Annotated in this window: 8 protein-coding genes; 7 read left to right on the top strand and 1 reads right to left on the bottom strand. The window is 40.3% G+C overall.

The genetic code is table 11. From position 1 onward, the window contains the following. Window position 1: 1 nt before the first annotated feature. The 3 genes from PPBDW_RS06345 to PPBDW_RS06335 all read left to right on the top strand — a co-directional run bounded on the left by PPBDW_RS06345 (window position 2) and on the right by PPBDW_RS06335 (window position 4900). A complete protein-coding gene (locus PPBDW_RS06345) occupies window positions 2–844 on the top strand; it encodes an energy-coupling factor transporter transmembrane component T family protein (protein ID WP_036794162.1) in 843 nt (280 codons plus the stop codon). Between the two features lie 371 nt (window positions 845–1215). Next, window positions 1216–2178: a TAXI family TRAP transporter solute-binding subunit gene (locus PPBDW_RS06340; RefSeq protein ID WP_036794160.1), complete on the top strand. Its 963-nt coding sequence runs from the start codon at window positions 1216–1218 to the stop codon at window positions 2176–2178. Between the two features lie 127 nt (window positions 2179–2305). Further along, the gene (locus tag PPBDW_RS06335) at window positions 2306–4900 is read left to right on the top strand and encodes a TRAP transporter permease (RefSeq protein ID WP_036794159.1); all 2595 of its coding nucleotides are present in this window, start codon (window positions 2306–2308) and stop codon (window positions 4898–4900) included. 56 nt (window positions 4901–4956) lie between these two features. On the opposite strand, the gene lgt is transcribed toward PPBDW_RS06335, so the two are convergent. Continuing rightward, a complete protein-coding gene (lgt, locus tag PPBDW_RS06330) occupies window positions 4957–5757 on the bottom strand; it encodes a prolipoprotein diacylglyceryl transferase (RefSeq protein WP_036794157.1) in 801 nt (266 codons plus the stop codon). Between the two features lie 295 nt (window positions 5758–6052). On the opposite strand from lgt, the gene PPBDW_RS06325 reads away from it, so the two are divergent. The 4 genes from PPBDW_RS06325 to PPBDW_RS06310 all read left to right on the top strand — a co-directional run bounded on the left by PPBDW_RS06325 (window position 6053) and on the right by PPBDW_RS06310 (window position 12896). Further along, window positions 6053–6445 (top strand): hypothetical protein, encoded by a 393-nt coding sequence (locus PPBDW_RS06325; protein ID WP_036794156.1) that lies wholly within the window; start codon window positions 6053–6055, stop codon window positions 6443–6445. A 239-nt stretch (window positions 6446–6684) separates the two neighbouring features. Beyond that, on the top strand, window positions 6685–8031 hold the full coding sequence (locus tag PPBDW_RS06320) for a TolC family protein (RefSeq protein ID WP_243423018.1): 1347 nt from the start codon (window positions 6685–6687) through the stop codon (window positions 8029–8031). Window positions 8032–8034: 3 nt separating this feature from the next. Next, a complete protein-coding gene (locus PPBDW_RS06315; protein WP_036794152.1) occupies window positions 8035–9756 on the top strand; it encodes an efflux RND transporter periplasmic adaptor subunit in 1722 nt (573 codons plus the stop codon). Further along, entirely contained in the window at window positions 9753–12896 is a 3144-nt protein-coding gene (locus tag PPBDW_RS06310; RefSeq protein WP_036794150.1) for an efflux RND transporter permease subunit, read from the top strand. The genes PPBDW_RS06315 and PPBDW_RS06310 overlap by 4 nt, the downstream gene beginning before the upstream one ends. Window positions 12897–12919: the final 23 nt, after the last annotated feature.

Raw genomic sequence — 12919 nt, 5'->3', positions numbered from 1 at the left:
CATGAAAAGCAAAAATTTAAAATTTGGCATTAGTTATGTCAACACTAACTCTTGGCTACATGCCTTAAACGGTATTACCAAGTTTGTGTTATTTATGGCGTGGGTAACCATGGTGTTACTCACCTTTGATCTGCGTGTTATTTGTGGATTAATCATTGTTGGGTTATTGCTATTAAAAGCCACTAAAATTCCATTTGCTGTCTATAAACCACTATTAGTGGGTACCGCGGTGGTGTTACTCATGAATGCTTTATTTATGTTTTTGATTGCCCCTCAGCAAGGCACTGACTACATGCATTCAACCACCGTATTAGTACATCTTTTTGGCCACTATAATATTACTCTTGAAACGGTATTTTACTTACTTACCGTCACCCTTAAATATTTTAGTATGTTCCCGATTGCGTTAGTGTTTGTTTTCACGACTCATCCAACGGAATTTTCAGCCAGTTTAAATAAACTTGGTGTACCTTATCGTATTGCTTATGCGGTAAGTTTAACCTTGCGTTATTTACCTGAGGTAATGAAAGACTTCACCAACATTATGCATGCTCAACAAGCGCGTGGGGTTGATATTTCAAAGAAAGCACCAGTAATGACACGTATTCGTAATGTTGCCAAGATTCTGGGGCCGCTGATATTCTCAAGCTTAGATCGTGCAGATGTGATTTCTAATGCGATGACATTACGTGGTTTCGGACGTAATAAAAAGCGTACTTGGTATAGCTTAAAACCGATGACAAAAAATGATGTGATAGCTTTAGTCATTATCGCGCTCGTACTTGGACTCGGTATTCTGCATCGTTATCAATCAACGACTCTATTCTGGTACCCTTTTCATTAAGACTTCATAAAGCATAATTAAAAACCGTCATTTATTGGCGGTTTTTTCATTTAAGCCGCTGTAATTCCTACCTTCATTACTTTCTTATTAGCCTTATTTTCATTTTATCCCTCGTTAACAATATTAACTGCTTTCTCACACAACAAGAAAAGCAGTTTTTTACTCATTGTCACATTCATGATTTAACCGTACCTTGGGTTAACAAAAAATACACTTACTGTTTACTGGTTGAACAATTATTCGCATTTTGATAACTAAAAATCGTAAAAAACACCAGATAAATACTTACTGATACAAATACAACAGTAACTATATCGTGACCAAAGTAACACCAATTATCACTCTGTAATAATCATTGAAAGGATTTTAAAATGAAACTACTCGCTATTATTGTTAGTGCGCTGGGAGGTGTATTTTTCTCATCTTTCGCAACAGCGGCTAACAACTTTATTTCTATTGGTACAGGTGGCCAAACGGGCGTTTATTACATTGCTGGACAATCTATTTGTCGATTTGTAAATCGCACCACAGATACCCATCAAATAAAATGTAATGCCCCAACCAGTGGCGGTGGGGTTGCTAACGTCAATGGCCTACGCAGCCACGAATATAATTTTGGTATTATGCAGTCGGATCATCAATTTAAAGCCCTTAACGGCTTAGCCCCTTTTCAAGATCATGGCAAAATGTCCGATATTCGTGCGGTCTTTTCTCTTCAAAGTGAGGTATTTACTATCCTTGCTCGTGAAGACTCTGGAATTCACTCCTTTGACGATCTTAAAAACAAACGGGTGAATTTAGGTAACCCAGGTTCAGGTCAGCGTGATACTTTTGAACAAATTTTAGCAGTCAAAAACTGGAACAGTGATGTGTTTAGTCTGGTATCTGATCTTAAACCAGCAGAACAAGCGCCAGCGATGAGCGATAATAAAATTGATGCTATGAGCTATTTTGTCGGCCACCCTAATGGGGCAATTCAAGAGGCATCAACAACAACAGATACGCGCTTAATTCCTGTTGTTGGTCCTGAAATTGACGCGTTATTAAAAGAAAAAAGTTATTTTACTAAAGCGATTATTCCCGGTGGTATGTACCGCGGCAACCCCAATGATACCGTTTCTATTGGCGGTAAAGCAGTACTGTCTACCAATGCAGCAACAGATCCTGAAATGGTATATCAATTAGTGAAGTCAGTATTTACTAACATTGATCGTTTCAAGCGCCTACACCCAGCTTTTGCCGATCTAAAAGAAACTGACATGATAAAAACAGGCTTAACAGCACCATTGCACGATGGCGCTATTCGTTACTATAAAGAACGTGGTTGGATGTAACCGCACTGCCAAGCGAGATATATTGTTATCTCGCTTGCCCTCTTTTTTACTAATGAAAAGACACAACATCCTATTACTTTAATTACGTTTCCTGTTTTCATTAGTACCAATCTGTAAGTGAATACATATGGCTCAACAACATATAACGCTAGATACCCCTCTTTCTACAGAAGATCTAATAGCTAAAGATGTTGGTGCACGTTTACCAACAGGAATGATGGCCAAAATCATTACATTTTTAGCCATTTCATGGTCACTGTTTCAGCTATGGATAGCATCTCCGTTACCTTTTATTATTGGGATTGGGGTATTTAATGACACCGAGACTCGTGCAATCCATTTAGCTTTTGCTCTTATTCTTGCTTTTTTAGTTTTCCCTGCGAGACACTCTTCAGCTACCGATCGTGTCCCTTACAGCGATATCGCATTAGGTATGATTGCAGCAGCAACCTCATTGTATTTATTTGTCATGTACAATGAATTAGCTCAACGTCCAGGAAGCTTAACCCAATTCGATTTAGTCATCGCGTGTATTGGTTTACCATTACTTCTCGAAGCTGCTCGACGCGTATTAGGTCCAGCCTTGCCTCTCATTGCCCTTGGCTTTATTGGCTATAGTTTTGCAGGTCCTTGGATGCCGGGGCTACTTGCTCACCGTGGCGTCCAGTTTTCATCATTAGCTAACCATCAATGGATCACCACCGAAGGCGTATTTGGAATTGCCCTTGGTGTATCCACCAGCTTTGTATTTCTATTTGTACTTTTTGGTGCCTTACTTGAACGAGCCGGCGCAGGACATTATTTTATTCAATTAGCATTTAGTTTATTAGGCCATCTTCGAGGAGGACCGGCAAAAGCCGCGGTGGTCGCATCAGGGTTAACTGGCTTAATCTCTGGCTCATCAATTGCTAATGTCGTTACAACTGGCACATTTACCATTCCTATGATGCGTAAAGTCGGTTTTAGCAAAGAAAAAGCTGGTGCGATAGAAGTCGCTTCATCGGTGAACGGCCAAATTATGCCTCCAGTAATGGGCGCCGCTGCTTTTTTAATGGTTGAATATGTGGGTATTCCTTATATCGATATTATTAAACATGCGTTTTTACCGGCGGCAATTTCATACATCACCCTATTATATATTGTTCACTTAGAAGCCTTAAAACTAGGCATGGTGGCAATTGAGCCTAAGCACCACAAACCGTGGCTAGTACGCTTAACCAGTTTTAGCTTTGGCTGTTTATTAATTAGCGGCTTTTCTTTAGCTATCTATTATGGCTTAGGGTGGATCAAACCATTACTCGGTAATTATGCTGGGTATGTAATTGGAGGATTATTAGTCGCGGTATATATAGGGTTACTCAAAGTAGCGGCCACCCACCCACCACTACCAAATGATGATCCTGAAGCTCCACTGGATACATTACCCGAAACACACAGTGTCTTATTAGCAGGATTACATTTTATTCTGCCAGTCGTGGTCTTAGTATGGTGCTTAATGGTGGAGCGTCTATCTCCTGGATTATCTGCTTTTTGGGGATCAGTGATGCTGGTTGGCATTATTATTACTCAACGTCCATTACTGAGTTTATTACGTAAAGATGGGTATCATTACGGCAATTTTAGTGATGGAAAGAACGATCTGATTGAAGCTTTAATTGCGGGTTCACGCAATATGATAGGGATAGGTATCGCTACAGCGACAGCTGGTATTATTGTCGGTGCAGTATCTCAAACTGGCGTTGGCTTAATTTTGGCTGATTTAGTTGAAATGCTGTCAATGGGCAACCTGATGTTAATGCTAATTTTATCTGCATTACTCAGTCTTATTCTTGGTATGGGATTACCGACAACGGCTAATTATATTGTTGTTTCAAGCTTGCTCGCACCTGTAATTGTCACCCTCGGCCAACAAAATGGCTTAATTGTACCGCTAATAGCAGTGCATTTATTCGTATTCTATTTTGGTATTATGGCTGACGTAACGCCTCCAGTCGGATTAGCTTCCTTTGCTGCAGCGGCAGTATCAAAAGGCGATCCAATAAAAACGGGAATCACAGCGTTTTATTACAGTTTACGAACAGCAGCATTACCATTCTTATTTATCTTCAACACTGATTTACTACTCATCGATGTTAGTGCTACTCATGGAATTATTATTTTTATCATTGCAACCATTGCAATGCTTATTTTTGCGATGGCAACCCAAGGCTGGTTCATTACCCGCAATCGATGGTATGAAAATATTGCACTGTTATTGATTTCGTTTACTTTATTTCGACCGGGATTTTGGCAAGATTTAATCGTTGAACCTTATCAGAATATTGCACCAACGCACTTGGTGAGTACCCTTGATAACCTCCCTGCTGGTGATGTTATTCGAATGCGGATTGCTGGCGAAGATGCTATCGGTAAACATCGAGAGTTTAGCGTGCTATTTACGGTTCCTAAAGGAGAAAATGGTCAACAAAAACTCGCACAAATAGGTATTGAAACCTACCAAAGCCAAGGTAAAACACTCATTGATATGGTGACATTTGGAAGTCCAGCTGCCACCGAACAATTACAGTTTGACCAACAAATTGTAGATATTCGAGTTCCTGTTGAACGCTGGCGTAAAGAATGGTTATGGCTGCCCGCTATTTTAGCGTTTGGTATCATAATTCAAAACCAACGCCGCCGTTTACGATCAATATCGACACCGAAAACCACTGTCATCGCATAAATAAAAAAGCCGATCATCTGATCGGCTTTTTATTTTTATATCTCTATAATTATTGATTAATTATTTTTAGCTCGCTGTAAACTTCGCTCTCTTTGGCCTTTAATTACCAAATAAATACCAACCAAAATAAATGGGATACTTAATAACTGACCCGTATTAATTACCATATCGGTTGAGTAATCAGCTTGATGTACTTTAATAAACTCTAATAAGAATCTTACTGTCATCACTAATACTAAGAACCAACCAAGCAGTAACCCTTTATACTTACCAATATCGGTTTTACGGTATAAAGCAAACAATAAGAAGAATATTGCCAGATAAGAGAAACCTTCGTAAAGCATAACTGGATGACGTGGCACTAAATCAACACGTTCAAACACAACCGCCCATGGTAAGCTACTTGGAGTACCTAAAATTTCCGAGTTAAAGAAATTACCGAAACGAACAAAGAAACCAAAGAGTGCAGTTGCAATCGCTAAACGATCGAGTAGCCACATACGGTCAATAGCATACTTTTTACTGTAGTAGTAAACCGCAATGATTAAGCCTAAACCACCACCATGACTTGCTAATCCACCTTCCCATACAGCAAAGATTTTCGCAGGGTGTGCCCAGTAATAATCTGGATCATAGAACACTACATGAAATAATCGAGCACCAACAATGATACCAACAACAGCATACATAAGTAATGAATCTAAACTTTCAACAGGTTTATTTTCACGTTGATAAATTGACTTCATAACTTGGAAGCCAAACGTAATAGCGAGCGCAAATAGCACGCCATACCAATGTATCTTTAAACCAAAGAATGACACTAGTATTGGATTAACATCCCAAACAAAATGATTCAAACAAGATTACCTTCTGAGTGAACAATAGCTAAAACAATAGACGCTATCGATAATAGTCACAGATTAGCAAGAAAAACCAGTGGGGTGAATAAACAGCAGCTTAATTTATCAAACTATTTCTAATAAATACGGTTAATAATTCATCAAACAAAATCTATTTAGCAAGCTCTTAAACATATTAATGCATCATATTTGTAATTTTATGTCCTAATAAGACTTCACATAATAATTAATACTTGACGTCAAATAACAATAATTGCATATAATAGCCTCTAAATTTAATTAAAGGCTTAAGATGTATATCAAACGTCTTCGCACAATTTGGATTACAAGCTTTACACTTATAGCATTATTGTTATCAAGTGTTGCAGCCAGTGCGCCTTTAAGGTCAGTAAAAATGCTCGGTATGAATAATACGATGACGACAATGTCATCAACGATGGATTGTTGTGATGATGAATCTATGACTTCTCATCAACATCATCAAGCACCAAAATCTACTACCCATTGCGATAAAATGGGTGGAATCGACAAATGTTGCTCCGTCGCATGCTTTACGGGTGTTGCCTTTTTGCCCAGCCCGTTTAGTCGTATCTTCCAGCAATCAACCCGTACGTTAATTACCATAGAAAAAACACACCATTTAAATACCACCACGCCAACACTATATCGCCCTCCAATAGCGTAAATCCTTTTAATCTACTTTTACTCACGACACTTTTATTGTTCGTGATAGGTTAATTGCATCTTACGATCTGTATTTAATTATTTTGCAGCAGATCTAAGATCACCATAAGCCTTATCCAATTCAATCACTGAGCTATACCATTACTACTTAATTACATTAGTAATGGTCATTAGCTCATTGATAAAATTGGCCTATATGCTTATGGAAGATTGGATTACGTTATGAACGTTACAACTTCTATGCTAGCGCTAACTATCAGCGCAGTAGCCATCATGCCGTCAGCACTTTTCGCGGCACCCACAACAGCATCAGTTGAAAAAACCTCGCCACAACAATTGGCGCAATTGATCACAATGGCACTTAAGAGCGATGCCAATATCGCGCAAATTAAGGCTCAACAACATGCCATGCTAGAAACAAGTTTAGGGGCTAATAGCTTACCCGATCCTAAACTAAAGCTCGGTATTGGTGGTCTACCCACTGACAGCTTCTCTGTTAACAAAGATCCAATGACCACCTTATCTATTGGATTAATGCAGCAATTCGACCGCGGTAATACCCTTGATTTACAACAACAAAAAGGCAATATTCAAGCTAATGCTATTGGTATTCAACAAGCTGTGCGTGAACTGGATATCACGACGAAAATAACCCAATTATGGTTAGAGCTTGGTTATCAACAATATACTTATCGCACCTTGCAACGTAGCCATCGCCTAATCACTGAATTGGCTAACTTCACTAGCACTAACTACGGTATTGGTAGTGGTGAAGCTCAAGATCTCCTGCAAGTTAAACTCCAATTAGTAAAAATAGAAGATAAATTACAGGCTAACCAACAAACACAACGCCGTATCATGGCACAACTATCCGAATGGCTTGGCGCTGATTGGCTAACAAACCAAGTGATGATCCAAGCATCAAACCAGTTACCTTGGCAACAGCTAAATAAATTAATGCCACGTTTAACCGCTACAACGCAGCATTATCAACTACTTAAAAACCATCCGATGATACAGATAGCCAATGGCACTATCTCCGCAAATGAAACCCAAGTTGCCATCGCTCAACAAGCTTACAAACCTCAATTTGGTATTGAAGTCATGTATGCCTCTCGTCAAGCTAATGCAATGTCTGGTAAGCCTGCATCCGATCTTGTTAGTGCTTATCTGACAATGGATTTACCGCTGTTTACTGATAATCGTCAAGATCATCATGTTGCGGCAGCACAATATCAAGTGGGGGCCGCAAAGTCTCAACGTGACCTGCTATTGAATCAAATGAATGCCAAAGTAAATGCCCTACTGGTTGAACAGGATAATTTACGTCAACGTCTAGCACGCTATAAAAACACCCTACTTAACCAAGCAAAAGCACGTACTCAAGCAGTAGAACGTGGTTATCAAAACAATACCGCGCAATTTAATAATGTTATTGCAGCAGCAACTGATGAGCTCACATTAGACATCGAGCAAGCTCGTATAACCACAGATTTAAATATTACCAACGCGAACCTCGCAGCATTAGTTAATGGTTTTGATATTCAACCACTTTCGCTACAGCTTCAACCATCAATAAGTAGGTAAATCATGTCTTCAAAAAATACAGTTAAAATCGCCACCGTTGCGTTACTTATTGGTACGGCTATTGGTGTAGCAGCAACCCGTTATATCTCCAGTAACTCAACATCTATGACAGCTATTACAGCAACGGCGACAGACAAGGAACCGTTATATTGGGTGGCTCCGATGGATCCTAATTATCAGCGAGATAAACCAGGTAAATCACCAATGGGGATGGATTTAATTCCGGTCTATGCTGAAGATTCTCCAGCAACCACTGTTGCCGGCACAGTCACCATTAACGCTGCAGTAGAAAATAACCTAGGTGTAAAAACAGCAGCAGTTATTAAACAAAAGCTATCTCCGCAAATAGATACCATCGGCTATGTTGCTTTTGATGAAAGTCATCTGTGGCAAACGAATATTCGAGTCAGTGGTTGGGTGCAAAAATTGTATGTTAATGCTGTGGGCGAGCAAGTTCATAAAGGCGATGTACTATTTACACTATATTCACCTGAACTAGTTAAATCCCAACAAGAATTACTCAATGCCTATCGGACTGATCGCAGTGGCTTAATGCGAGGTGCGCGTGATCGCTTAATGGCTCTTGGAGTAGATAAACAGCAAATTGAACAAATCATTAAAACGGGCAAAGCGACTAAAACAATCGAAGTAAAAGCCATCGCCGATGGTGTTATTGCCAGTTTAAACGTGCGCGAAGGAGGATATTTATCTCCGGCACAAGTCGCTATAAGTGCAGGGCCTCTAAATGAAGTTTGGGTTAATGCCGAAATATTTGAACGCCAAGCACACTGGATAACCACGAACAGTAAAGCCACCATGGCATTAGATGCCATCCCTGGTCAGCAATGGCAAGGCAGCGTGGATTATGTTTATCCAATTTTAGACCCTAAAACGCGTACATTACGGATGCGGTTAAAATTTGCCAACCATAACGGTCAATTAAAACCGAATATGTTTGTCAACATCACTCTCACTCCTACCACTGATAAAGCTGTACTCACCGTGCCAACCCAAGCCGTTATCCGCTCTGGTGATATGACCCGTGTCGTATTAGCTGAAGATAATGGTAAATATCGATCAGCAAGGATCAAGATTGGTCGAGAAGCCAATAATCGAGTTGAAGTGTTAGCAGGATTAACAACAGCAGATCGTATTGTCACTTCTGCACAATTTTTACTTGATTCAGAGTCAAGTAAAAGTGCTGATCTGTCTCGCATTAATGGTGTCGACAATGTCGATAAAACCCCTATCGTCACTTGGGCCAAAGGTGAGATCACCGCGATCAATGCCGATCAGGGTGTACTAACAATCAACCACCAGCCCGTGAGTGCTTGGAATTGGCCTGCGATGACAATGGATTTCAACGTCAATAAAAAGCTGGCTATCAATACGTTAACTGTAGGTCAACCACTTAAATTTGAAATCAAAAAAACAGCCAACAATCAATATCAAATTATTGATTATAAGAAAGATACCAAGAAGGCTATTAATGAAGTTTGGGTCAATGGTGATATTTCAATGTTAATGGCTGATTTCAATATGATCACCGTTAACCACCAGCCTGTTCCTGCATGGCAATGGCCCGCAGGTGAAATGAACTTTACGGTTAATGACACCATTGCTTTAAACCATTTTAAACAAGGCCAGTCCGTTCGATTTAAACTGGTTAAAAATGGCAGTGATTACACGCTACAAGATCTTCAACCAATGGAGAGTACACTATGATCCCTGCTATTATCCGGTGGTCAATCAACAACCGTTTATTAGTCTTGATTGCCGCATTATTTTTAACGATTGGTGGTTTATACAGTGTTAAAAATACGCCAGTTGATGCCCTACCCGATCTTTCCGATGTTCAGGTAATTATTAAAACCAGCTATCCCGGTCAAGCACCACAAGTGGTTGAGGATCAAGTCACTTACCCATTAACAACCGCTATGTTAGCCGTACCAGGCGCCGAAACTGTACGTGGTTATTCCTTCTTTGGGGATTCTTATGTCTATATTATCTTTAATGATAATACCGATATGTATTGGGCTCGTTCACGAGTACTGGAATATTTAAGCCAAGTTGCGCCTAAATTACCCGCCAATGCAAAACCTACCTTAGGCCCAGATGCAACAGGGGTTGGCTGGATTTATAGCTACGTATTACAAGACAAAACCGGCAAACACGATCTAGCAGAACTACGTAGTTTACAAGATTGGTTTCTAAAATATGAACTCCAAACCGTCGCTGGCGTCTCTGAGGTCGCAACTGTTGGTGGTATGGTTAAACAATACCAAGTTCAAATAGATCCCTCCAAATTACGGGCATATAACCTGACGTTACAGCAAGTCAATATGGCGATTCAAAACGGTAACCAAGAAACAGGTGCCTCTGTTATTGAAATGGCTGAAGCTGAACATATGGTGCGTACCACTGGTTATTTAACCAATATTGAAGATATAAAATCATTACCGCTAAAAGTCACGGAAAATGGTACTCCATTATTATTAGGCGATATTGCAGATATTAACCTTGGCCCACAAATGCGACGTGGTATTTCTGAATTCAATGGCGAAGGTGAAGCCGTTGGTGGCGTGATTGTGATGCGCTTTGGTGAAAATGCCAGTCAAGTGATCACTAACCTCAAAACAAAACTGGCACAATTACAACGAGGATTACCTGAAGGGGTGGAAATTGTTGCCACCTATGATCGCTCAACGTTAATTGATCATGCTGTTAAAAATCTTTGGCAAAAACTTGCTGAAGAATTTCTAGTGGTAGCCATCGTTTGTGCCCTCTTTTTATTCCATATTCGTTCTTCATTAGTAATAGCGATTAGCTTACCCATTGGGATTTTATCGGCTTTTATCATCATGCATTGGCAAGGTATTAATGCCAATATCATGTCATTAGGTGGTATTGCAATTGCCATCGGTGCCATGGTTGATGGGGCTATCGTAATGATAGAAAATGTTCATAAGCATATTGAACGCACACCACTAACAGATAAAAATCGTTGGCAAGTGATTGGCAAAGCCGCTGAAGAAGTTGGTACCCCACTATTTTTCTCATTACTGATCATTACCTTAAGTTTTGTGCCAGTATTTGCTCTCGAAGGGCAAGAAGGAAAAATGTTCTCGCCATTGGCATTTACCAAAACCTATGCCATGGCGGCGGCGGCAGGTTTAGCGATAACGTTAGTACCCGTACTAATGGGCTATTTTGTTCGAGGTAAAATTCTACCTGAACATAAAAACCCAGTTAACCGAGCAGTGATAGCTCTTTATCGACCATTATTAAATTTAAGCCTCAAATTCCCAAAAACAATGATTATTGTGGCTATCTGCTTAATGGCTTCTTCGTTGTACCCATTAACCAAGCTTGGTAGTGAATTCATTCCACCGTTAGATGAAGGTGATTTGATGTACATGCCAACAACCTACCCCGGTATTTCGATTGGTAAAGCACGCCAGCTGTTGCAACAAACCAACAAACTGATCAAAACCGTTCCTGAGGTCGCTACCGTTTGGGGTAAAGTCGGCCGTGCAGATACTGCAACAGATCCAGCGCCTTTAACCATGATTGAAACGGTGATCCAATTAAAACCACGGGATCAATGGCGAGATGGTGTTACCACTGAATCTTTACGCCAGCAATTAGATCAGTTGATCCAATTTCCAGGGCTAACTAACGCTTGGGTAATGCCGATCAAAACTCGAATTGATATGTTAGCGACAGGCATTAAAACACCGATAGGGATCAAGATTGCAGGCCCCGATCTTAAAGTGATCGAAAAGATCGGTGCTGAGCTTGAACCTATCCTCAATAATATTTCAGGTACTACATCTGTCTATGCTGAGCGCGTCGCTGGTGGCCGCTATATCACGATTGATATTAATCGCCGTCAGGCTGCTCGTTATGGACTAGCAATTAAAGACGTTCAACAAATCGTATCTACCGCTGTAGGCGGAATGACTGTTGGGGAAACTATTGAAGGATTAGAACGTTATCCAATTAATGTCCGTTACCCGCAAGCTTATCGAGATTCAGCGGTTAAATTACAAAATTTACCGTTAATTACCCCTAATGGTGCACGTATTGCTTTGGCTGATATAGCTGATATTCGTTATGAAGATGGTCCACCGATGATCAAAACCGAAAATGCGCGTCCAAATGGATGGGTATTTGTCGATATTGAACTGCGAGATTTAGGTTCTTATGTTAGCGAAGCACAGCAAGTAGTTGCAGAACAATTACAGCTCCCAGCAGGGTATTCATTAGCATGGTCAGGTCAATATGAGTACATGGAACGAGCAAAAGCCCGTTTAAGCATTGTTACACCCATTACTCTTGCCATTATTATGCTGCTGCTCTATTTCAGTTTTCGCCGTCTACAGGAAGTGTTCATTATTATGGCGACACTTCCCTTAGCAATGGTCGGTGGTTTATGGCTGATGCTCATTCTTGGCTTCAATTTCTCTATTGCTGTTGGCGTGGGCTTTATCGCTCTCTCTGGTGTCGCTGTTGAAATTGGTGTGATTATGCTGGTGTACCTCAATCAGTCATGGGCATTTAAAAAACAAGATGCACAAAACCAACAACGCCAGTTAACTGCTGATGATTTACAGCAAGCGATTAGCGAAGGGGCTGGATTACGCGTACGCCCAGTAATGATGACCGTATTAACCGTTATTATTGGTTTGATCCCAATCATGTATGGCTCAGGTACTGGATCTGAAGTGATGCAGCGTATAGCTGCCCCTATGATTGGCGGTATGGCCTCCGCACTGTTACTTACCCTATTAGTACTTCCGGCAATTTTCAAACTTTGGAAAAGCCGTGAGCTTAAAACCACGACAACAACACCCGCAAATTAATCATCAATAACAAGGAATGAACC

The organism is Photobacterium kishitanii (assembly GCF_000613045.3).
Classification (GTDB): domain Bacteria; phylum Pseudomonadota; class Gammaproteobacteria; order Enterobacterales; family Vibrionaceae; genus Photobacterium; species Photobacterium kishitanii.
This window is presented reverse-complemented; position numbering and strand designations above follow the sequence as displayed.